A 23,404-nucleotide genomic window follows, 5' to 3' on the forward strand; every position below is an offset into this window, starting at 1 on the left:
GAGTTTTGTATGAGCAACGCTAAGAAGTCCGGCGGACAGATCCAGGCCAGTCTGGCTGTTTTGGTTTTGATTATTTCAACGTCCCTGTTTTTTATTCCCATTCTGATTCTCGGCCTGCTGAAACTGATTCCCATCGTTTCCTGGCAGGTCAACTGCACCCGGATGATCGACAGCATCATCGTCTACTGGTGTGCCTTGAACAGCGCCTATATTGACTGGACTCAGAAAGACATAAAATGGACCGTCACAGGGGTCAATAATCTGGATATCAAGGGCTGGTACCTGGTGGTAGCCAATCATCAGAGCTGGCTGGATATCGTGCTTCTGCAACGCCTGTTTGATCGTAAAATACCCATGCTCAAGTTTTTCATCAAGGATCAGCTGAAGTGGGTTCCCCTGCTCGGCTTTGCCTGGTGGGCGATGGGTTGTCCGTTCATGAAACGCTATTCCAAAGAATATCTGGCCCAGAATCCCGGTAAAAAAGGCAAAGATCTGGACGCAACCCGCAAAGCCCTGGAACTGTTCAAACGCACGCCATCAACGGTCATGAGCTTTATTGAAGGGACACGCTTCACCGATGAAAAACACCGCGACCAGCAGTCTCCTTATCAGTATCTCCTCAAACCGCGCGCCGGCGGAATCAGTTTCGTAATCAGCGCTCTGGGCGATAAAATTCAGCATCTGCTCGATGTCACGATTATCTATGCCGAAAAGGAACACTCACTGTGGGACTTTCTCTGTGGCCGACTGACCGCCATCAGCATGCATGTCCGGGAAATTCCTGTTCCGAAGGAATTCACGTATGCCGATGCGCTGGAAAATGAAGACACACAGAATGCTTTTCGTGACTGGCTGAATGAGCAATGGCGGGAAAAAGACGCGCTGATAAGTCGGGAGCGGGCGAAGGGCGGGTATCTTTAATCGAGAGTCTAAAGCAAGGATGTAACCATGAAAGAAAAAGTAAGTCCCGATCAGTTAATAACCTGGCTTGTACTGCTGCGCAGCAACAGTACAGGTCGTATACCCGCAAGCCTTCAGGAGATATTCAAGGCCTACGATTTTTCCGATGTTTTCCCCGATTATGCTGCGTTTATTGATTTTTATAAAGAATTGCAAAGCACCCAGAGACTTCCCTTCGCGCTGTGTCTCTCACCGGATCTTTTGAAAAAACTGCTGCATGGGCATCCACTGTTACATTTTTTCAAGACCTGGCATTCTCCAGAGGAAGCGCTGCGGCTGCTTAATTTTGCCTCGTTTGACTATGATGGCTCCGAAGACAGTCTGGAGACACTGCTCAACTGGCTGAGCTGGTTTTCAGGACATGAGCGGAATTTGCCCAAACCCATTCGCAGCAGCATGGTTAAGGTAATAAACAAGGTATCGCTTTCCGCGTTTCTGGAGGAGTTTAAAGGCAACCCGGTAGAATTTATCCGGGCATTCGATGTGTGTTTCAAGGGCGATTGGACGGCGCTGAAAATCACGAACATTGGCCGCATCAGGCTCGTTTTAGAGCGCCTGCAGGACGATGCCTCTAATCCCTCCAGCTTTTTAAGATTGAGACGCAAGGAGCTGTTCACCTGTCTGTTTCAGGATTACCGCCAAAAATATCAGGAATGCTATTCTGAAGACGAGATCAGGTCCATGATTACGAGCCTGGAGCTGCAGAATATCCTTCTCTACCCCGCGATACTTGATGCCATCCAGGAAGAACCTGCCTGGCTTGCTACCCTGGCAAAGCGTCTGCTCCATTTACACGTTCTCGATCTGTCATACCTTCTACGCGAAACTCAGCACAAGTCGAGCGTCCCTGTACACCTGCTGGAGATTCTGGTAAGGCAACACAGGGAAGGCGAGCGATTGAAGCAATCAATGATCCGGTTTTTTACGGTCTTTAAGCTGGATTCAGCGATCACCCGTTATCGCTTCGAGTCCCTCGATGCCTTTCAAAACAGCTACACTCGCCTGGCAAGAAAAGAGCGCCCGGATTTTCTGAACCTGGTGGAGGCAGCCGCTTTCGAAGAGATGTTAAACAGGCACCAAGGGGGCTGGCAGAGCTTTTTCAGGCATTTGCATTCGATTGAAGACACCTGCTTCATCGAGCATCAGCTGTTCAGCCTGATGACAAAAACTCCGCAGGAAATGGCCTGGTTTATGAACGTTTACAAGGACTCGCCTCTGATTACAAAGCTCTTTTTTGGACATGATATCAGGTTCAAGAGAAATTTAGAGAGGAATGGCGGTGTAGCGGAATTTCTGCGCCATTTCGAGGGCGATTTCCTGGGCCTGTTAAAGAGGACGCAAACCCCGCTTGGCTGGTTAAATCTAAGCGTTGGCAACGTATTTGAGGTGCACCAGCAGTTAAAAACGAACGTCGATGCCAACATCGTCTTGACGCGGTGGATTTTGAGAAACCCGGAATACCTGCACAGATATTATAATGCGGATGCTCTGTTCGACGTTCTGCGTCGCCTGCCTGAGGCCGTCCTGTTGGGCTATTTAACAACTTACCAATCCATTATCGTCAACCGGGAAACCCCTGAGCGCTCTTACGAGGGCATGCTTCACCACCTGCTGCTGATACGTGGATGCTCTCCATCCATCTCGCGCTGCCTGTATGACTGCTATTATCCCGATTTGCGTCATCCCTTCTGGAAACAAGACAATACCCGTCTGGCGTTGTTTGCTTTTCTGGAAACCCCAGAAATTATGAACCACTTCATTGCCCGGGTGGGCGACACAAGTAACCTGCTTGCTCTGGAAACGCTGATTAAGTCAACGCTGGCTCCCATCTGGCCTGCGCTGCAGGAGTATGATGAGCATGTGAAGGACGCTGAAAAAATGATTTTTTTCATGCAGTTACTCTTTGCACATGGAATGGGCATCAATGAAAAAGACTCCCGCGTCAGTCTCACTTTTTTGCTTTACCTCTTCCTTCTGATTCCTGCTGTCATGGGGAAGATCACGGCCGTTGGTCACGATTATCTTGTGCTGCTCCCACGTCGAACCAGTATCCGCACCCTGTTGCCAGCATACTTTCCTGACATCGCTCCCGATCAATTGCTGAGACAGGCGAGCCTGTTATTTGAGACCTGTCAGAAAATTCGTATGGCGCAGCAGCAGGTTCGGTTTTTTTCTACGCAGTCAGAGGCGGCCTCATCGGTTGAACCAGACATGGTTGCCCGCCCCTGAGCCTCCACGTACCGCGGTTTGTCAGCGGTACGTGAACATCAAAACCCCGGCTCCTAGGGATCCGTCGATAAATTACCAGTCAGCCCGCCTGGGCAGAATACAACCTCAAAATCCATTGAGACAGGTATGGATTGAGCCGCATCGCTGTAATTGCAATTGAATGAAGACGCTGGGTCGTCATATTGATAGGAGTAACAGGTTGGGCAGGCCAGCTTCAGCCATAAAATTGAGTCATAGGGTGTTATCGGCAGAGACGTGGTGCTCAGCCAGTCTGGGTTTTGCGCCGTAGAGTTTGAGCTTTGCGCGGTCAAATAAGGACTGAAGCCGTTAGTGGCATTCCAGTCATGCGCACCACAACACAGGCTTGCAGGGCTTGCCGTGCTTGGATAGCAGGTGTTCAGCGCCGTACCCTGAGGCGTACATGAATACAGATCAAACGCCGTAGTACCGCTGGGATAGCCTGCCTGAAAAGCGGGCGGCGTGAGCAGAGTATTGAACTGAAATACCGTAGCAGGATTATATGCCGGATTGCTGCCGGTGTAGTTAACGGTACCTAATTGAGTCAGGGACCAGTAACCCAGCAGTTTACCACAGGCCAGCACCGTATTATTGGCCTCAGCCGTTGTAGCATAGGCCAGTCCACACACATTAGGAGAGGCACAGCTGCTGCAATCACTGACGGTTGTATCATTCGAAACGAAATTATACAACGGTGAAGAGCCGGCAGGCGTGTTGGGTACCGTAAACGACCAGCCGGCGTTCCCTAAACTAATACCACTCAAATAGGGAGGATTATTAAAGGGAAGCGGAATGGGTGCGCCGGCCCCACTGCATACGAAAGAAGCGGCGGGAGACGCAACCTGATTACTGCTTGGCCCCAGGCCTTTAAATTCCGTGGGTACTGTTGGTCCGTTTTCCAGAGAAATGTCATAGATTCCCTGAGTCGTTGAACTGGGAAAGACTTCCTCAACCCGGGTAAAGGGTTCATATGCCGAACCGGAGCACTGCCCATTTACCCCGGAAACGCAGTCACCCGTCGCACAGGTGAAAGAAGAGCCGCTTAAAACACAGCCTGTTCTAGGCAGAAAGGTACCGAAATAGCTATTGGAACCAAATGAAATGGTTTTGCTTATTGGAGCCTGTCCCGGAGTCTGTGCAGCCAGAAGGTAGGCACTGGGTGAGGGTGAAGGTGTAGGATCAGGCGAGCCGCTTGGCGTCGTCACACCATACCAGACAGGAAATGGGCACTGGTTTACAAAGGTTACGTTGTGGGTATAGGCAGGCGCATTAACGGTTGTTGTAGAAGTTGCGTTCACGCCATCGACCGAAGCCGTTACGGTCAGGGTTCCTGGATTCTGCGGAACCACCGAGACAAGCACCGTGCAGCTGCTATGACCACTGATAGACCGGCCTGAGCAGTTATCGTAGTTAACATTATTTGGGCTGCCTAAAATTACAGGACCCGATGAGGTGCCAGTTGGGGTAAACGATACGGTTCCCAGCACAGGCGTAGGCGTTGCGCATGAATTTTTATAGGTAAACTGGAGAACATTATCTGCGTACTGAATGGTCGGGTTCTGAAAGGGTAAGGTAGCCTCACCGGACAGGCAGTCACCTGGAGGTGGCGGTGGCGAGTTGGTCACCAGACTGTTCTTCGACGGGTTTGATGTACTGGCGCCGTTATTATAGGTGAACAGACCGGACACGGTCACTGTTCCAGCGCTGACTGGCGTAATCTCGCCCTGAACGCTGCAGGATTTTCCGGGTTTTACCACAACCGGATCGCTTGAGGTTCCGCAGGAGTTGGTATTTGGAACAACCGTTACGGTCGCAACGCTCGAAGGCGATGTCGACAGTAGATTACTGCCGGCAGCATTGCCTGCAAAACCGGTTATATCAGCGGAGCTGGTATTGGTGTAGGTCACGGTAAAAACCGGCGTCTGCAGTGGGCTGATTGAAATGGTCGCGGGCAGGCCGGACAAAGTACCGACAATACCCTCGTTTACGCCTCCCCCCGACACACCCAGGGCAGGCAATGGAATCACATTGTTATCATACTGATAACTCATCTGAATACTTGCCCGGGGAGTACCTGACGCCGTATAGGAAATATGGACTGTGCAGGATGAGCCAGGCTTGACTGAATGATTATTGCATCCATCTGTTATGGCAAAATTGTTGCTGGATTTGACAAATTTTGTATGAAGAATAACCGATCCGGGAAATTTCGGATGCACGGTCAAGGTATAATCAACAGATGAAGACTCCCCCGGAATGACCTGGGGAAACCCGGTAGAGGGGCTTAGTGACCAGCTTACGGGGTCAACCGCCGCACAGGCGTTCATCAGCACTAACGATCCAAGAACTGCGAGACCACATCGGAAAGCAAACATATTCATTAATCCTTTCAATACGTTATTACAGTAAAAAGGTCAAACCAAGCAGCGCGGAATTTGCTGCTGAATGATTTAACTTCAAGCGGGATGAAGACCATGTGGATTGTCCGGGTCCTGATGCGAACTGACCAAAGGACTGGTAATCATATCCCAGCGACATAATGAACTTCGGGGTAAATTGAAAATCCAGCCCGGCGCCAACAGAATAAGTAAAGGCTGATTCTGTTCTGGAACCGAAGGCAGGATTAATACGGCTTGTTACCGGGGGCGTTATCGATGTTTCGGAGTATTGTCCTGCGCGATTGAACGCTACCCCAATACTGGCATCGATATAAGGCATCACCTGTCTGTATCGGGTTAAATCCATTTTGGAGTACAGTGAAAGCACATCCCGGCTGACGTCCCAGCTGTAGGTATAATTATTAAACTCAGGTATTGCGTATTGCGTGATATTCCCATTAATCGATCGGGAAAACATATGCTGGTAGCGGACAGCCAGTTCAGTGGCAGCCAGCCATTGCTGGTCACGCTGCCAGCGGTATCCAGCCAGCAGGTCAAGTCGGGGCTGATTTTTCATTGAGGTTGAGTAGTAATCAACATTGTTAGGTGGAGCATAGGCAGAACCATTCGCCACCGTCACATGATTGCTGAGACTGCTCCATGATAAGGCGGCTCCCGCACCAACAATCCAGTTGCCGGTGGATGCCTCAAGCGGCTCGTCTTTTAGTCTGGCAGGCTGGGATCCCGTTGTTTTTGGGTAAGGCGCTGGCAGGGACTGAACCGTATGCCGCACAGGAGCCGCACTGGTCTTTACCGGGGAGCCTGTCCTGTTAACAACGACACGGTAGTAGCCATTATCATGTACGATGCGCACGGGGTAATGGAACTGTTTTTCTATTCTGGCTTTGAGCTGGCTGGCGTTTTTCAGCGATCGGAAGGCTCCAGCCTGAACAGAGGTCAGGCGCGAATGAGGCTGGCTCAGTGCAGCAATCTTTTCTACACCATAGGCCATGGTCTGTGTATATCCGGGCTCTGAAGCTGTTACCAATACAGTTGGTGCCAGAAAGAGAACAACTGACTTAAAATCCATTTTTTTCATCATAATCCTTTAAATCCAGCTTTGAGTTAATTTTCAAGCGCAATCAATATATGGGTCAGGACAAAATATTGCAAGCCTGTTTTTTGACTGAAAGAAGCCATTGTAAGTTCGGAGCGATAATTCAATGGCTCATTCATCTTGCCCCCTGCCCAGGGCTGTCTCATCTTAATTTGAACTGAAGCTAATCATTTGGCACGATCTGCCCCCTGCCCCGAACCCCTGCCATCTGCCTGAAAACGTAGTATACTGATTATCTTCCCAACTCTATGAACACCATCACCATGAATACACTGCAGACACTGATCAACGACGGTTTTGAACAACGGGCACAAATAACACCTGACAATGCACCCGCAGCACTGCGTCAGGCCGTAGACGAAGTCATGTCCGGTCTGGATCAGGGGCAACTTCGCGTTGCTGAAAAAATCAATGGCGAATGGGTAACGCATCAATGGCTGAAAAAAGCCGTCCTGCTGTCTTTTCGCCTGAACCCTAATCAGCGCATCGACGCTGGATTCTGCGAGTTTTACGACAAGGTACCACTCAAATACCAAGGGTATACCGACAGCGACTGGCAGGCCACGGGCGTCCGCATCGTGCCGCACGCCATGATTCGCCGGGGTGCCTTCATAGGTAAAAACAGCGTGATCATGCCCTCTTATGTCAACGTGGGTGCCTACATCGACGAAGGCGTTATGGTCGACACCTGGGCTACCGTAGGCAGCTGCGCTCAGATTGGTAAAAACGTGCATTTATCCGGTGGCGCCGGCATTGGCGGCGTGCTTGAACCTCTGCAGGCCAACCCCACCATCATCGAAGACAACTGCTTTATTGGCGCGCGCTCCGAAGTGGTCGAAGGCGTGATTGTTGAGCGCGATTCCGTATTGTCCATGGGTGTGTTCCTTGGTCAAAGCACCAAAATCTATAATCGCCTGACCAAAACCGTCAGTTATGGCCGTATTCCAGCCGGCTCGGTCGTTGTTGCCGGAAGCATGCCCAGCGAAGATGGCAGCCACAGCCTGTACTGTGCCGTCATCGTCAAGCAGGTGGATGAAAAAACGCGCGCCAAGGTCAGCATCAACGAATTGCTGCGAGACATTAAATAATGGATATCCAAAACCTGTTGGCCGATTTGACCCGTTTTGAATCGGTCACGCCGGACGATGCCGCCTGCCAGGATTACATGATCAGCTATCTGGAAGCCGCCGGCTTTCAGTGTCAGCGATTCAACAGCCCTCCTGTCGCCAATTTTTTTGCCCGTTACGGCCATCAGGCTCCGTTGCTGGTTTTTGCCGGGCATACCGATGTGGTTCCCGCAGGCGATCGCAGTAAATGGCAGACAGACCCTTTTGAGCTGACCTGCATCGGCGATATGGCCTATGGGCGCGGGGTGGCCGATATGAAAGGCAGCCTCGCCGCCATGATGGACGCCGCCAGACGCTTTGTCAGCCAGCATCCTGACTTTTCCGGCAGCCTCGGCTTTTTGATCACCAGCGGCGAAGAAGGCGACCTCTATGATCTGGGCACGCCACATGTGATGAGCGAGCTGGAAAAACAGGGTATCAGCATTGATTACTGCATCGTTGGCGAACCATCCAGCACGCTCAGGGTTGGTGACCTGGTTAAAATCGGCAGGCGGGGCTCTCTGACCGGGCAACTGACCCTGCATGGCCGACAGGGTCATGTGGCCTATCCACACCTGGCTGAAAATCCCATCCACACGGTCAGTCGCCCCTTGATGGAGCTGACCAGTCGCGAATGGGATAATGGCAACGATTATTTTCCGCCAACCTCGTTTCAGGTTACGCACGTTCATGCGGGTGGCGAAGCGGGCAATATTATTCCCGGTAAGCTGGATTTGCATTTTAATTTCCGCTTCTCTACGGAGCAGACGGAAGATGGTCTGAAGTCAGCGGTTGAACGCTGCTTTGCTGAACACGGCCTGCATCCGGAGATCAGCTGGCGCCTAAGCGGCAATCCTTTTTTGACGGCCAGGGGTCGGCTGCTGAGCAGCTGCATTGAAAGCATTGTGTCCATCACCGGGCAGGAACCGGAATTATCCACCAGTGGCGGCACCTCCGATGGCCGGTTCATTGCGCCCTACGGAGTGGAGGTACTTGAGCTGGGGCCTGTCAACGCCACGATTCACCAGGTTAATGAGTGCGTGTCATTAAGCGAATTGAACACGCTGGGCGATATGTATTTTGAGATTTGCCGGAGTATTTTTCAGACTCGGTGAAATGGACCAACCAGAGAAAGGAAACAAGAGATCATGAAAAATCGAGATCGTTTCAAGCATCAAAAATGGGTTATTTTTGGCATCCTGTTGATAAGCCTGGCTCTGTTTCTGTTTAATTGAACTCTGACTGTTATAGAGAGAAAACACGCTCATCACGTCCCCTGGTCGTGATGATAGATGTTTTTATTATTTTATCGGCTAGAAGCCCAATGGAATCCTGCCAATTAATACGAGAATAAGATACACCACCAGTATAAGCCCGATAATTCCACTAGGCCCATACCCCCACCCCTTGCTATATCCCCAGCGAGGTAGTCCGCCAAGCAGGAAGAGAATCAGCAATACCAATATAATCGTGCCAAGCATAATATTTTCCTTAATCAGTTGGATCGCACTTTGAGTATAGTACATCCAGGGTAGACACCACTGAGACTAAGGGCGGAAACAGGCAGGGCTTCGATAAAACTATATAGTGTCTGGCGAGGAGTATAATCGCTCAATAGTTGGCCATAGATGATAAAAATGATGAACCGGGCCGTGGCCTTTGCCCACGCTGTTGTCTTTGGCCGCACGGATAGCATCCAGCAGGTACGATTTGGCCACACGACAGGACTCCGGCAGCGACAGACCAAGTCCCAGACAGGAAGCGATCGCAGCCGATAAGGTACATCCTGTGCCGTGCGTATTATTTGACTCAATGCGCTCGGCTTCCAGCCAGAACCGCGTGCCTTCCCTATCAACAAAATAATCATTCGACTGCAATCCACCCGAATGACCGCCTTTCAAAAACACAGCCTGTGGTCCAAGCTGCAGCAACGCGTCAGCCAGCGTCGGCATATCGTCTTCCGGCGCCAGCAGCTCAAAGGCTTCGGGCAAATTAGGCGTGATTACCGTGACCAGTGGAATTAAACGGTTTTTCAGACTCTGCACCGCTTCTGCCTGCAACAGCGGATCGCCGCTTTTAGCCACCATGACCGGGTCCAGCACGATGGGAATGCCCACAGCGTGCTGCTCAAGAAAATCAGCCACAAGCTTAATGATATCGCTCGAGAACAACATGCCTATTTTGATGCTGTCTGGCCGAATGTCATCAAAAATCGCCTCAAGCTGCTCCTGAATACAGTTCAGAGGGATGGCATGACAGGAACGTACGCCACAGGTATTCTGCACGGGTAAGGCGGTTAAGATTGTCATGCCATAGCAGCCAAAGGCCGAAAAGGTTTTCAAATCCGCCTGAATACCGGCACCCCCTGATCCGTCAAATCCAGCAATGGATAAACATTTGGCAAAATCACTCACAGGTATTTCCTCATGGCAGCGAAATCGGCTGCGTATAGTTGATCGATAAAGGTCGTGCGAAAACTGCCAGGCCTGTCGGTTATCTGGTGACTTAACTGACCGCACAGGCCAAACCAGGCCGTTGCCAGGCGGGCAGCTTCATAAGAATCGGGCAGCACAGCACGAAAGGCAGCAATGACAGCACTCAGGGTACAGCCCATGCCCGTTACCATGGGCATTAAGGGCGAACCAAAAGACAGCAGGTCCTGCTTCTCCGCGCTGCATACAAAATCATCTGCCCCGCTGACCACCACCGTACAATCCAGCCTGCTGGCAAGCTTAAGCGCAGCTGTCTGGGCATCCGCCACCGATTGCGTCGCATCGACACCGCGCGTCTCTATGTCATTATCGAGCAGCGCCATGATTTCACTGGCGTTACCGCGGATGATATCAGCGCCAGACATCAAATCCCGCGCCGTCTGTGTCCGCAAGACGCTGGCGCCAGCGCCAACCGGATCGAGAATCACGGGTTTGCCATAGCGTTCAGCCAGAGCCATGGCCTGGTGGCAGCGTTCGATAAAGGGCTCATCCAGAGTACCAATATTAAGGCTCAACGCATCACTGATCGACAGCAGCTCGTCCAGTTCGCGCCCATCCACCGACATAATCGGCGCACAGCCAGCGGCCAGCAGACTGTTGGCCATGAAATCCATGGTCACGTAGTTGGTCAGGCACAAGACAAGAGGCCTGGCCTGCCGCAAGCGCGTCAGGGTTGATTCGATAGTCGTCATCATCATGTATCAGTCCGGCACGTTTCGATTATCGCACGCAGATTCCGGGTGCATTGCTCCGGATCTTCGGCCGAATGAAATGCTTCAATTGCAGCGACTCCGCTGGCTCCTGCCAGCATGACCTCACGCGTGTTATTCTCATCAAGACCGCCAATGGCGATGATCGGATGCCGGGACAGGTCAGCCGCCTTCTGCAAACCATCAATCCCCCAGAAGCGGCTTACGTTGCTTTTGCTGTTCGTCGGAAAAATCGCGCCAACTCCCACATAATCCACCGGGAGTTCATTGGCCAGATGCAGATTGTCCATGCTGTCAATCGAGACGCCCAGCCACTTGTCTGGACCAAGCAAGGCGCGTGCTGCCACCGGATCACCATCGCTTTGTCCCAGGTGCAGGCCATCTGCATCCAGTTCGAGCGCCAGCTCCAGGTTGTCGTTTATGATCAGGGCAATGCCCAATGGCCGGGTGATCGCCAGGAGCGCCCGGCCCATCTGCCGTAAATCATCCTGGCTGGCCTGTTTTTCGCGCAATTGAATGGAGGTCAGGCCCGATGCCGCGCAACGGCGGATAAAGGCAAGATAATCGGTCAGAGGAATATCCTGTTTATGGGTGACCAGCATTAATCTGAGAAAGTCGGGGGACATGAGCGCAGCTCCAGTCGTTAGGAATCGCTGCGCAGTATATCATTTAACGCTCAACATCGTAACCGGCATCCAGCCAGCCCTGCAGGCCGTCACTCAGCGAAGAAACCTGTTGATAGCCCATTTTCTGCAGGGTGTCTGCAGCCAGGGCACAGCGAAAACCGCCGCTGCAATACAGGACAATGGCCTGATTCATGTCGGGAATCGCTTTCTCAATATCGCGCTCAAGCACGCCCTTGCCCATGTGAACCGCGGTGGGAATATGCCCTGTACTCTCCCATTCACTGTCTTCCCTCACGTCTATGAGGATCAGGTTTTCGTTTTTGTATAGTTTTTCTCTGAGCGTTTTGGAATTAATTTCGGCGATGCGCTTTTTTGCGTCGGTAACCAGAGATAAAAAACCAGGGGAATGCTGTTTCATGTCACGACTCCTTCGTTTCCAGAAAACAAATTGGATAATACTTGTATGAAATCTTAGCATACTTAAATAATAAAGCCATGGTGCCCCAGGGTGGGAGCATGAACGAGCGCCAGCGAAGCAATGATGTACTCAGGTCAGGATGGCCTCAATGGAACTTCACACAAAGTTCGCTGATTTTCTCTTTGATTTCGCTTTGTGCGCCTATCGACATACGATCACGGCCATGCGCCAGATGCATGCTGGCATCCCCGATTTTAGCGCGGGAACCCGAAGTCCTGCCCTTACTGGAAATCTCGATTCCGCCAGAATCACCCGTCAATATCTGATACGCCTTTTTAGCCTGAATGAAGTCTTTCAGGCTCAGATTTCTTACGGGTTTACTGTTCAGGTCTGTCAGTTTTCTCAGTGCCCGCGCTTTGGCTGCGTCAATCGTTGCTGCTTCTTTTTTGACGGGCTTAAACAGCCTGAAGCTGCTGGTAGAGACAGGCTCTTCTACGGGATCACTATGAGTTTCTGTGCTGCATGCCGCTATCGCTGTGCTGCTGACGTCACTGGCGTCAACAAGGGAAGTTTCATCGCTGTCCTGCTCAACGAAATACGTGGCAGTAAACAATTGTTTTCCGTCCCTTAGGGTCTTGCTCCATTTAATAATGTCCGTGTTCGTAATCCTTTGAAAAATTGTCATTACAATCAGGTTAATTAATAGTTTTTTGGGGACAGGCAGCTTCGCGTCAAAATCCGGCGATTCAAACAGCTGTTTCAGTCTTTCCAAATCCTCAACTGTACCCTGCCCTTTGATAACAAGTATTTTGTATAGATATTGAATGGAGTCTGCACACCTCTGCTGCGACGCCTCAAAGAACAAACGGATTTGCTGTGCCTGTTTTTTATTTTGTAAGGCAAGAATGTTGGCTAAATTAAACTGATGAACCGGATGATGCGGCTCCCTGGTATAAACCTGCCTGTACAGCCGCTCAGCCTGATGGTAGTCACGACGTGCTTCAAGGACTCTGGCCATCTCATTGATCATCATGGTGGAGCTTTCTGGTGGTAATCTACCATTATTCAACTTCCATGTAATACTAAGTATTTCTCCCGTTTTCTGTAACGGCTCCGCCAGATCCGCGAATTGATTGAGAAAAACTGCCTGAGGAAGTATATCGCTTTGCTCATGCAGCCCCAGATTCATTCTGTCCAGTGCATAACACAAAAAGAAAGCCTTGTATTTATTACCACCAATCACAGAATGATAATGAGTGACATACGACCCAATTTGCCTCCAGTATGCATGGAGGTCCTTCTGTGGCGCATGTTTTTCATACCAGTCAAACCACTTGACAGCCTCCGCCAGTCTGTCTCTGTCTGTAATTTTATCATACCATTGAGCTCCGTCTTCGAAGATGTATCTTTCCAGCATGAGTATCGCCAGATCGATCTGGCCATGGATGGCAGACTGAAATAACCATTGAGAAAAATATCGAGAGTTTTTATCTTTTTTATAGCGCGCCATCAATACACCGGGATCACCATTACTTTCGGCTAATAAATGCAGTTCCTCTTCTAATATCGCGTGTTTCTCTGAGCTTGAAGCACGCATACCGTTATTATCAAGAAACCTGACATATTCATACATGGCATACACATCAGGATAAAAGGCACACGCTTCCAGAGTTTCAGCACATAATTTATTCAGCTCAGCGCTAAATTTCCCTTTGCACAGCTGCTGTATAATCTGCACAGCCAAAACCCCACCGAGCGTACTCTCGGATTGCATTAAAGCAAGTGCCATGTCGTATAACTGTAGAATTGTCTTTTGTGATGACATTGGACTCATTTGAACCTTACTGACACTCGCATACAGGCTTAAGAAGGTCTGATAGTTCCTAACAAGGGTCCGGGCTTTGGATTTATGCTCTGGCACACGCGACAAATCAGGCAGCTGGAGTGAATCAACATAGCCCGGAAATGTATCTGCAACATAGTGAAGAAAAAAGGGAGCGATTACATCGCCTTTATCCAAGGCCGCGCAAAAATGAGCAACAACTTTATTGACAGCAAAAAAAGGTGAGCTCATGGCGCCACGGGTTTGCCCGGTTTCAAACTCAATTAACAGTTTAAGGCCTTGATAAAATTCGTTGAGGATATTTTCGCTGACAGGCATGATGCACACATATTACACAAAGATGGAAAGATTATAAAAGGTGAATATTAACGCAACCTTAAATGAGGGCGGGAAGATGCTTAGAAAAATCAGCACTGGACAAAACTCCGGTCTGTCAACTATCCTGGAGCTGGTTCCAATCCTGATTTGACTATAGATAGATCCCTGCCTGTGCGAGGAGGGCAAATGATGCACTGAAAGTAATGCAAAGATTAAAAAATTGTCCAGTACAAAGCCTGGAAAAAAGGAATAACGAGGAAACAGGTTGGCGGAGAGAGAGGGATTCGAACCCTCGATACGTTGCCGTATACACACTTTCCAGGCGTGCGCCTTCAGCCACTCGGCCACCTCTCCACGGGTGCAAAGAATAGCCTTTTGGTCGTATAAAATCAATCCCTATCTGGGCAGGTAGTCCAAAACCAGCAAAAAAAACATCAAAACCAGTCCGGATTTGAAGTACAGCGACCAGTCACCTGCCAGTATCAGGTGCTTTAGGTAGGCAATTGGATGTCGATATATTAGTTGCCTTAATATCTTTTTCGTCACCCGCACAACCGGGCCGCTGGCCGGGCATTCGTGAATGGTGATATCGGGCGAGGTGTTCAGTTCGAGAAGAATGAATTTGCCGGGTGTAAAGGGCTGGTTAATGTCCTCGCACAGTACATCAACGCCAACACAGCCCAGCCCTGTCGCTTCAATCACCTGGCACAGGCGTGTCGCGTTGTCAGGATGAATGCGCGTTCCCAGCGAAACGATGCTTCCTCCTCGTCCCGTATTGGCGGTATAGCACAGGCGGACACATTGTCCTCTGGCCAGCACGGATTGACGGGTCAGCTGCTGTTCTTCCAGACAGGCATCGTATTCCGCATCAAAGACCATGGGAGACATGGTCAATCGGCGCCCCTGACGCTCACGCTCAATGTTTTCTATTGCGACCAGCTCTTCAATGCTGTGTTCACCGTCCCCTGTTACGTGTGCGCCAAATCGCTGCACCACGCCAATGACCTGCTTTTTCAGGATTAAAATCCGATATTCGTTCAGATTAGGATGGAATTCTTCAATCTGAACAAGGGAATATTTATGAAACAAATGCTGTAAGTGAGCGGCCAGCTGCTCCTGGTTTTTGATATTACACAACACGTCAAGCCCACGCCCTGTATCCTGCATGGGTTTGGCGACGAGGGGAAAGTTTAAATCCTGAATCAAGGTGTCGAGCGGATCCTGCAGATACTGCTCTTTGCTCAAACCGATGGCATTGGGAACAGGGCACCCCAGACGTTTCATGATGCCATTCGTATAATGCTTATTGGTAGCAAGAAAAATACTGGCGCCTTCATTAAGATGAACCATGGCACCTGAGTAATAATAATTATGTTTGCCAAGCGCGATCCTGAGACAGCCAATGTCCTCGATAAACTCATGAGGCAGACCCAGCTCAAGAGCACCCTGGTAATAAAGCTGCAGATTTCTGTCATGATCCATGCGACTTATCCTCTGCAAAAGTCGTGAACAAAACCTTCAGTCGATGCCACAGATAATCCAGAGGCTGAGCGTAAATAAGCTGCTTTAAAACAGCCTGACTCACCTTCATTTTTTTGCCTTCATCCGGCAGCTCGTGAATACTGACGCCAGGCCCAAAATTCCCCTCCAGAATAATCCAGCGGGACTGTGAAAAAGGCCGGTTAATATCCTCACACAACAGATCAAAGCCCACCAGATCCGTCCCAAGCAGCCTGGCTGCCTTTATCAGGGTGCGGGCATTTTCAGCGTGAATTTTTTTTCCAAGAGAAATTGATTTCCCGCCCTGGGCGCGATTAGCCAGATGCGTCAGGCGAACAATCTCACCAGGCTCGGGAATACGGCCTTGCGCCTGCGAATCGTCGATGAGAGGTGAGGAGTCAAACGTGGGCCTTTGTTGATAATACTCTGTCATCAACTGTTCGATGCTGTGAACGCCATCCCCTGTTACCTGAGCAGCAATGCGCTCGACCACACCGAGGATTCTGTTTTTCAATACCAGCACACGGTATTCGCGCATCCCCTGATGAAACTCTTCAATGTGTACCTGATCGTATTTTTCGAATAAGGCGTCAACCTGCGTCGCGAGACTGTCAATATCGCGAATGTCACAGAGAACGTCGCGACCACTCCAGGTATCACGCGCCGGTTTGACCACCAAAGGAAAGCTCAAATGCCCCACCCAGTCAGACAGCGGATGTTTCTTAAAATCCTGCGCGCGAATCATGATCGAACTGGGAACCGAAAATCCGTGGCCTTTGAGCAGTCGATGAAATAAATATTTATTTTTTGCCAGATAAATACTGGCAATGTCGTTTAAGGGCGTGATGGTATCTTTGAAAAAAAAACGTTTTTTACCCAGACGAATCAGTAAAAAACCGATATCCGGCAGCCAGGTAACAGGCAGCTTCAGGCGAAGAGCGCTTTGATAATAAAGTTCGATATTTTTGTCCACAAAAACCTCGTCCTCTCGTTTTCTCTATTATACTCATAAACAGGCGGTAGATGTTGCTTTTTCAGATACAGAAACGGTACTCAGCTATAAAAACAGGCCACTCTATGCTAAATTTCAACGTATCATTCTGTCATACTGGTAAGGAATACGTCATGAAAAGCTGGCTTTCGGCCCTTTGCCTGTTATTCGCAAGCCTCGGTTTTGCCAATGCCGTACCCGATTTTTATGGCCCGCTCAGGCATGCCGAGGTGGGTAATGCCAATATCGCCTATTATCGTTTTGGTTTTGGAGCCCCGCTGCTGCTGATCACCGGCCATGGCGATGCCATGACCATGTGGCACCCCACCCTGCTGAAAAAACTGAGCAAAACGCGGGAAGTGATTATGTTTGACTACCCGGGCATCGGCGAGTCGACTATCAAGGGTGAATACCCCAACAGCATGGAAAAGCTTTCCAGCCTCGTTCAGGCTTTTATTGAGAGTCAGAAACTGGAGCGCCCCGATCTGCTTGGTTTTTCCATGGGAGGAAGTCTGGCACTCTATATGAGTACACAGAACGGCAGTAAATATCATCATGTGGTGCTGGTCGGCGCCAAGGCCGGCGGTAAAAAAACCGTGGTGCCCGATGCCCGCAGTTTCAACATGCTTAACGATACGAAGATATCACCTGCGACAGCCATCAAAACCCTGCTGTTTCCAGCCACGGCAGCTCCTCAGGCCGATGCCTACCTTAAAATCCTGAGTCAGATGCCCATACCAAAAATGAACCCGGATGCCCTGAAGGCGCAAAGTGAAGCCGTCAATGCTGAAAATCAGGGCGAAGGGGTCTGGGACAGACTGCCGCTTATTAAAAACCGCGTACTGGTGATAAATGGTACTGAAGATATTCTGACTCCCGTACAAAATGCCCCCATGATAGCAGCCGCTATTCCCGGCGCCTGGCTGGCACAAATCAAAGGTGCCGGTCATGGCGTCCTGTTTCAGGAGCCTGATTTTACCGGTGATTTAATCGAACTTTTTTTAAGTTATTAAGGAGGCCTGCATCATGACCCGCAAACTATTAGCCCTCGGCTGCCTGCTCCTGTCAGGACAGAGTCTGGCTTTTCCCTGCTTTATGACTGCGGTGAAGGACAGCTGCTGGGGAGATTACAATGTCACTGTTAACGTAAGTGATGCCGTCAGCGGCGAAACACTGGCTACGGCCATGATACCCAAAGGCCAGTTCTGGACACGGGTTCCGTTCACCTGCCAGGGTGGTCAGCGCCTTGGTTACAGCGCGAGCTTTGAGCCGGTTATCTGGGCGGGTACGGAAAACAGGATCTATGAGGGAACAAAATACACCCTGCTGCCGCTGGCACCTAAGCCCACGGAAAAAGCATGGGAAATTCCTGTCTGCTTTCCTCAGGCCTTCCCAGGAACCTCTGCCCCTCCCACCGCTACAGGCAACTGCAAGTGCGATATGACATCGATTCCGCCTGTTCCTCCCATGAAATAAACGATTCCAAAGCCCGCCTGGCTTGTGTATCATTTGACAATTTCGTGTGTTTGAAAAGGATTGAAATTGGCAACATTGAGACAACAAATCGGGCAGATGCTCATGATGGGCTTTGATGGCACCGATCTGACAGAAAACAGCCCCGTCCGTCAGTGGTTGTCCACTGATGGTCTGGGCGGCGTTCTGCTGTTTGACTTTGACGTGGCAAAGAATCAGCCCGGAAAAAACATCAGCACGCAGCAGCAGGTCAGTCAGTTAAATCAAAAGCTTCAGGCCTGCAACCAGGCTCATGGCCCAGATGATGATGAGCTGCCTTTGTTTATTGCCATCGATTACGAAGGCGGTGCCGTTGACCGTCTGAAACACGTCAGCGGCTGCCCGCCAACGATGACACCCGCGCAGCTTGCGCAGTTGTCCGATCAGGATTTAAGCAGAGAATGTCAGCAAATGGCGAAGACCCTGCGTTCGCTGGGCTTTAACCTGAATTTTGCGCCGGTGGTCGATTTGAATCTGAACCACGAGGCGGGGATCATCGGCAGACTGCAACGCAGCTTTTCTGATCAGACCGACGAGGTGGTACGGGTAGCTGATCGGTTTGTACAGATTTTCTCGGATTACGGCATCAGCTGCTGTTACAAGCACTTCCCTGGGCATGGCAGCGCTGCCGGCGATACTCATGAAGGTTTTGTCGATGTCACGGACAGCTTTCAGTCGAAAGAGCTGGAGCCATACGCGGCTCTGCTGCACAAAGACGAACACCCTGCCATGGTGATGACCGCGCACGTCATCAACCGCCAGCTCGATCCCAGTGGTCTGCCAGCAACCCTGTCCTCTGTGATTCTGAGCGGTCTGCTGCGGGAAAAGATGGCTTATGACGGGGTTATCATCAGCGACGATCTGCAAATGCATGCTATCAGCCATCACTTTTCGCTGGAAGAATCGCTGCGTCTGACGCTCAACGCCGGCGCCGACATGGTGATCATCGCCAATCAGCTGGGCTTTGCATCGGCCACCCAGGTGATTGATCTGATTGAGGGTCTGGTAAACAAAAAAGCGATTTCAGCCGCCCGCATTAACCAGGCCTGGCAGCGGATTGTACGATTGAAGCAGCTGCTGAAGGTTTGCGCCTGAGCCGAACCGCGACTGTGAAGGAGCGGAGCAGTCTGGTGTATCCCAGAATTTCCGCTCCCTCACAGTCGCGGTTCGGATTATTCACCCGTTCTTCCAGAATGCGTCCATTTCATCATTATCCTTGAATATCCGCCTGTCTTCGCAAAGGGGGCCGGCGAAGTTATCAAGCTGGCCATCAAACAGTCTGCCGTTCAAATGATCGGTTTCATGTTGAAATACGCGCGCTTCCCAGCCCTCAAGAATGCATTCCTTCTTTTCTCCGGCTGGAGTGTACCAGGTTGCAACAATCATCTGATAGCGGCTGACACAGCCCGTGGTTAATGGCACAGAGAAACATCCTTCGTAGGCCTGCGCTGTCTCCGGCTCTGTTCCCTCGGGGTCTGAAAAGGGAACATAGGATGGGTTTATCATGACGGCAAGCGGACTGTCTGCTTCCGATCCGTCCGGGGTAAACAGGAAAACGCGCTTTTTAATGCCCCATTGATTAGCCGCCATGCCAGCGGCACTTTTGTGCGCTCCCTTAGCCGCGGCGAGTTGCTCAGGCAGGATGGAATAGCACATATCTTCAATAAGCGCATGCAGCTCCGGATCGTTAAAATCCGTAACCTCTGGCATCGTTTCACGCAGAATAGGATCGCTTTTTTCTACAAACCGCAGTAACCTGGGCATCTGTTTTCCTCAATCGGTTATTTCCTGGCATAATAAGCCAGCTTTGCTGGAAATGCCAGGTTCATAGTCATCCGCGCAGGCTGGGCCTCGGCCCAACAAAGAATATCTCACCAGATCCATTGTTGGGCCAAGGCCCAACCTACTATGCTTTCAAACGGCTCCCTCATGCTCTCGCCCAGATAATCCTTGACCTGAATGTCATTTGTGATAAAATATAGCCTTATTTGGATATAATTTAATCAAAGAGTGATTATGAACACTGCAAACTACCTCGTTTATCTCCATACCGCCTCTGCCCAGCTCTCTCGTTGTTGTTGCTAATCCCACTTATATTTTACGTCGTCACCTCCTTTATTAATTCGCAGGTACTTTGTTATGTCAGCTCATCTCAGTAAAAAACGCCCTTTCTGGCTCAGCCCTTTTTTTCTGTACGCCCTGATGATCACGCTTGGCGTTGCCAGCGGCTATTCCGATATCAACTGGCTGCATTCACTCGGGCTGCTTATTTCAGACGTATTCATTCGTATTTTTAAATGCATCAGTCTGCCGATCATTGCTCTGTCCATCATCGTAACCTTGTCCAGTTTCAGTGCTGACGGTCTGATGCGTCGCGTGTGGCGGCGCTCGATGACCTACACTCTGGGTACCACGCTCATCGCCGCAACGATCAGCTGCCTGTTGTATATTCTCATTCACCCGGGCATGGCTGGCGTTACCATAGCCGATGGAGCGGGTCTGCGGGCAGAACAGTTCAGTTATTTTCAGCACATCAGCAACCTGATTCCAGCCACGTTTTTCTCCCCGTTCCTTGAACAACAGGTGATGGGCGTGCTGTTGATTGGTATTCTGGTTGGCGTGGGCATGCGTTTTATCCCTGATTACGATTCCCGTCACGCAATCATGGCTTTTTTCAAAGGCGCTCACGGGCTGTTGATGGTGATTACCGGATGGGTGATTACTATCATCCCGCTGGGTCTGTTTGGCTTTATCACGGCCACGGTGGTGCAGATTCGCTCCGGTCAGTCAATTAAAGGAATAGGCGAATACCTGCTGATTGTCGTCCTCGCCAATCTTGTGCAGGGTTTTCTGGTGCTGCCTCTGTGGTTAAAATATCATGGCATTCGCCCCTTCGACAGCATGCGCCGTATGCTTCCTGCCCTGTCGCTTGCCTTTTTCTCCAAATCATCCGTTGGCACGCTGCCCGTCACCATGGACACGGCCGAAAAAAATCTGGCTGTCCGTCCTGAAATCAGCCGCTTCGTGCTGCCCCTGTGCACCAGCCTGAACATGAATGGCTGCGCCGCCTTTATTTTTGCGACGGTGATTTATCTGATGCAAAATCACGGCATCGTTGTGTCCATTCCCATGATGGGCGTGTGGGTTCTGATTGCCACCATCGCCGCGATTGGCAACGCCGGTGTGCCCATGGGCTGCTTCTTTCTCAGTGCCAGTCTGCTGGCCAGCATGAACGTTCCGATTACCCTGATGGGCGTGATTCTACCCTTCTACAGCCTGATTGACATGCTGGAAACGTCGCTGAATGTATGGTCTGACACCTGTGTCGCCAAAGTGGTGAATGACACCCTGCCTGCCGATTCCGACTAGTGCCTTATCAATATTCAATCTTGGGGTAGGGTGGGCAAAGGCCCAGCCTACTGCATATCCGGATCATTCCGCATTAGTAACACATGCATTGTTTTAAATCATTCAGCGCTCCAGGAGCGAATGCATTCTCGAACGTCAGCCTGTCACATCCCTGAAACGCTGTAGAAAAGGTACAAAGGGTGGGATTTCACGATAATCGAGCGTGATGGATAACAGAACCGGCAAAGGGTAATCCGCTGATTGCGCCAGATGCTGGTGTAATTCCTCCAGTGAATGAACATCATGACTGTACAATCCCGGAAACATATGCGCCATCCCGCTTCCATACAAACTTTTTTCAAATACGTTGTCCTTTGTTTTTCCGCTTAGATACAGGCGATCACGGTCGTAGCACATGGCGTGGGCGTTGTTGTTGAATACGATAAACCGGATCGGCAGGCCATACTGTATGGCTGTGTGTATTTCCATGCCATGCATCAGCAAGGCACCGTCACCGAGAATGCACCAGGTTCGCTGATCACGCTTTAGGCATGCTCCGATGCTGGCACCAAGGGCATACCCCATGCCTCCCATGCCAAGCGCTATCCCAAAATATGATGCACCCTTGAGGTAATGAATCGCCGCACCCCCAGTGTTTCCGGCGTCGGCAAACACCAGATCAGCGTCACTTATTGCCTGATTGAGCGTTGTAAAAATCGATTCAAAACACAGCTCAGGCGTTTCTATAGCATCAAAATAACAGGGCTTTTCGAAGATAACAGGGGTGTCGGCTGCTGCCTGTCTGTCGCTGACGTGCAATTGCTGGACGAGCGCGTGCAGATCGGCTTTCAGACATCCTGTCAGGATGTGTACAGGCTCTCGGTTATTAGTAAAATCATAGCATGGGGCACTGGTATTCAGATAAATAATCGGCCGCGAATCAAGATAAGGCTCGAGACCCAGACGGCTCATCAACTGCAAACGGGTTCCTGCAGCGATAATTGTTTTCGAGGCACGCGCCGCATCGATGACTGAGTCGTGACCAGCAATCCCGCTGACACCTGTAAATAGCGCTGACCTGTTATCCCAGGCCGACTTTGCCTCAGGCGTCACCGCTACGCGCGCATTAAGACGCTCAACCAGCTCACGCAGTTCTTCCTCGAGATTCTGTCGGTGTATTTCTTCCCCGATCAGCACCAGAGTTTCTCCCGGATTCATCGGCAATATTGACGTCAGCCTTCCTGGTTTGCGGGCAAGTCCAGGCACGGCAGCCGGCAACAGGTTTTTGGGGGAAACGGTCAGTTCCTGTGTCTGGATGTTTTTCGGTATCAGCAAAACAGAGGTACCAAAAGGCGGCGTCAGCGCCTGCTGGATCGCCTGCTGTAACTGACCAGGAAAATTTTCCGCTGACCGAACCTCAGCAAAATATTTGGATGCCACGCTTGAAAACAACGCAGCTGCCGATAAACTGCCATTCAAACCACTGGCATCCTGAAACGCCCCCTTACCCTCAAGGCTCATGGGCGGCATTCCCACAACGGCCAGAACCGGCTGCTCTGATGCCAGAGACTCCGCAAGAGCCGGTACCAGATTCAACGCGCCACCACCGGAGGTACTCATCACGACCCCAAGCGTTCGCGACACGCGACTGTATGCGTCAGCCATGCAGCCGGCAGAAAATTCATGCCTGGCCAGAATAAAGCGCAGGGGCGACTCAAGCCTTACGATGGCGTCCAGAATGTCTTCGATATTAGCGCCGCTCACGCCGAACACATGGCTAACACCGGATTTATGGAGTGAATGAGCCAGATAATCGGCGAGTGTCATCATGGATGAAC

At 50.7% G+C, this 23,404-nt stretch carries 20 protein-coding genes and 1 tRNA gene; 8 read left to right on the forward strand and 13 right to left on the reverse strand.

Features of this window, described 5'->3' with window-relative positions; translation table 11 throughout:
* Positions 1–9: 9 nt before the first annotated feature.
* Positions 10–921, forward strand: coding sequence for a 1-acylglycerol-3-phosphate O-acyltransferase, YihG family (gene yihG / locus ACQUTA_RS04980; protein ID WP_444987105.1), 912 nt, complete (start codon positions 10–12; stop codon positions 919–921).
* A 27-nt stretch (positions 922–948) separates the two neighbouring features.
* Complete coding sequence (locus tag ACQUTA_RS04985; RefSeq protein WP_444987106.1) at positions 949–3,189, forward strand: hypothetical protein; 2,241 nt, start codon at positions 949–951, stop codon at positions 3,187–3,189.
* A gap of 53 nt (positions 3,190–3,242) precedes the next feature.
* Here the strand turns inward: ACQUTA_RS04985 and ACQUTA_RS04990 are convergent, their stop codons facing one another.
* Together ACQUTA_RS04990 and ACQUTA_RS04995 are read right to left on the reverse strand one after the other, a co-directional pair.
* Positions 3,243–5,582, reverse strand: a complete 2,340-nt coding sequence (locus ACQUTA_RS04990; protein ID WP_444987107.1) for a thaumatin family protein — start codon at positions 5,580–5,582, stop codon at positions 3,243–3,245.
* 25 nt (positions 5,583–5,607) lie between these two features.
* Positions 5,608–6,687 (reverse strand): SPOR domain-containing protein, encoded by a 1,080-nt coding sequence (locus tag ACQUTA_RS04995; protein ID WP_444987108.1) that lies wholly within the window; start codon positions 6,685–6,687, stop codon positions 5,608–5,610.
* A 278-nt stretch (positions 6,688–6,965) separates the two neighbouring features.
* Between ACQUTA_RS04995 and dapD the strand changes: the two genes are divergently transcribed.
* A complete protein-coding gene (gene dapD / locus ACQUTA_RS05000) occupies positions 6,966–7,790 on the forward strand; it encodes a 2,3,4,5-tetrahydropyridine-2,6-dicarboxylate N-succinyltransferase (RefSeq protein ID WP_444987109.1) in 825 nt (274 codons plus the stop codon).
* On the forward strand, positions 7,790–8,923 hold the full coding sequence (dapE, locus tag ACQUTA_RS05005; protein WP_444987111.1) for a succinyl-diaminopimelate desuccinylase: 1,134 nt from the start codon (positions 7,790–7,792) through the stop codon (positions 8,921–8,923). The genes dapD and dapE overlap by 1 nt, the downstream gene beginning before the upstream one ends.
* Before the next feature lie 198 nt (positions 8,924–9,121).
* Here dapE and ACQUTA_RS05010 read toward each other — a convergent pair whose 3' ends face one another.
* The 9 genes from ACQUTA_RS05010 to ACQUTA_RS05050 all read right to left on the reverse strand — a co-directional run bounded on the left by ACQUTA_RS05010 (position 9,122) and on the right by ACQUTA_RS05050 (position 16,688).
* Complete coding sequence (locus tag ACQUTA_RS05010; protein WP_444987112.1) at positions 9,122–9,334, reverse strand: DUF3309 domain-containing protein; 213 nt, start codon at positions 9,332–9,334, stop codon at positions 9,122–9,124.
* 54 nt (positions 9,335–9,388) lie between these two features.
* Entirely contained in the window at positions 9,389–10,222 is an 834-nt protein-coding gene (gene thiD, locus ACQUTA_RS05015) for a bifunctional hydroxymethylpyrimidine kinase/phosphomethylpyrimidine kinase (protein WP_444987113.1), read from the reverse strand.
* On the reverse strand, positions 10,219–10,998 hold the full coding sequence (gene thiM, locus ACQUTA_RS05020) for a hydroxyethylthiazole kinase (protein ID WP_444987114.1): 780 nt from the start codon (positions 10,996–10,998) through the stop codon (positions 10,219–10,221). The genes thiD and thiM overlap by 4 nt, the downstream gene beginning before the upstream one ends.
* Positions 10,995–11,636: a thiamine phosphate synthase gene (gene thiE, locus ACQUTA_RS05025; protein ID WP_444987115.1), complete on the reverse strand. Its 642-nt coding sequence runs from the start codon at positions 11,634–11,636 to the stop codon at positions 10,995–10,997. Before thiE ends, thiM begins: the two co-directional genes overlap by 4 nt.
* A gap of 43 nt (positions 11,637–11,679) precedes the next feature.
* Positions 11,680–12,054, reverse strand: coding sequence for a rhodanese-like domain-containing protein (locus ACQUTA_RS05030; protein WP_444987116.1), 375 nt, complete (start codon positions 12,052–12,054; stop codon positions 11,680–11,682).
* 145 nt (positions 12,055–12,199) lie between these two features.
* The gene (locus ACQUTA_RS05035) at positions 12,200–14,215 is read right to left on the reverse strand and encodes a hypothetical protein (protein WP_444987117.1); all 2,016 of its coding nucleotides are present in this window, start codon (positions 14,213–14,215) and stop codon (positions 12,200–12,202) included.
* Positions 14,216–14,481: 266 nt separating this feature from the next.
* A tRNA-Ser gene (locus tag ACQUTA_RS05040) sits at positions 14,482–14,569 on the reverse strand.
* Between the two features lie 42 nt (positions 14,570–14,611).
* Positions 14,612–15,697: a UDP-N-acetylmuramyl peptide synthase gene (locus tag ACQUTA_RS05045; protein WP_444987118.1), complete on the reverse strand. Its 1,086-nt coding sequence runs from the start codon at positions 15,695–15,697 to the stop codon at positions 14,612–14,614.
* Positions 15,687–16,688: a hypothetical protein gene (locus ACQUTA_RS05050; protein ID WP_444987119.1), complete on the reverse strand. Its 1,002-nt coding sequence runs from the start codon at positions 16,686–16,688 to the stop codon at positions 15,687–15,689. Before ACQUTA_RS05050 ends, ACQUTA_RS05045 begins: the two co-directional genes overlap by 11 nt.
* Before the next feature lie 152 nt (positions 16,689–16,840).
* On the opposite strand from ACQUTA_RS05050, the gene ACQUTA_RS05055 reads away from it, so the two are divergent.
* From ACQUTA_RS05055 to ACQUTA_RS05065, 3 genes are all read left to right on the forward strand, one after another.
* Positions 16,841–17,719 (forward strand): alpha/beta fold hydrolase, encoded by an 879-nt coding sequence (locus tag ACQUTA_RS05055; RefSeq protein WP_444987120.1) that lies wholly within the window; start codon positions 16,841–16,843, stop codon positions 17,717–17,719.
* A 13-nt stretch (positions 17,720–17,732) separates the two neighbouring features.
* Positions 17,733–18,182 carry a hypothetical protein gene (locus ACQUTA_RS05060; RefSeq protein ID WP_444987121.1) on the forward strand — a complete coding sequence of 150 codons (450 nt, stop codon included), beginning with the start codon at positions 17,733–17,735 and terminating at the stop codon, positions 18,180–18,182.
* A gap of 66 nt (positions 18,183–18,248) precedes the next feature.
* A complete protein-coding gene (locus tag ACQUTA_RS05065; protein WP_444987122.1) occupies positions 18,249–19,313 on the forward strand; it encodes a glycoside hydrolase family 3 protein in 1,065 nt (354 codons plus the stop codon).
* An 81-nt stretch (positions 19,314–19,394) separates the two neighbouring features.
* Here ACQUTA_RS05065 and ACQUTA_RS05070 read toward each other — a convergent pair whose 3' ends face one another.
* Entirely contained in the window at positions 19,395–19,982 is a 588-nt protein-coding gene (locus tag ACQUTA_RS05070; RefSeq protein ID WP_444987123.1) for a peptide deformylase, read from the reverse strand.
* Positions 19,983–20,357: 375 nt separating this feature from the next.
* Between ACQUTA_RS05070 and ACQUTA_RS05075 the strand changes: the two genes are divergently transcribed.
* Positions 20,358–21,587 carry a dicarboxylate/amino acid:cation symporter gene (locus ACQUTA_RS05075; RefSeq protein WP_444987124.1) on the forward strand — a complete coding sequence of 410 codons (1,230 nt, stop codon included), beginning with the start codon at positions 20,358–20,360 and terminating at the stop codon, positions 21,585–21,587.
* A 135-nt stretch (positions 21,588–21,722) separates the two neighbouring features.
* Here ACQUTA_RS05075 and ACQUTA_RS05080 read toward each other — a convergent pair whose 3' ends face one another.
* A complete protein-coding gene (locus tag ACQUTA_RS05080) occupies positions 21,723–23,396 on the reverse strand; it encodes a thiamine pyrophosphate-binding protein (protein ID WP_444987125.1) in 1,674 nt (557 codons plus the stop codon).
* Positions 23,397–23,404: the final 8 nt, after the last annotated feature.

It is taken from the genome of Legionella navarrensis, from assembly GCF_052527415.1.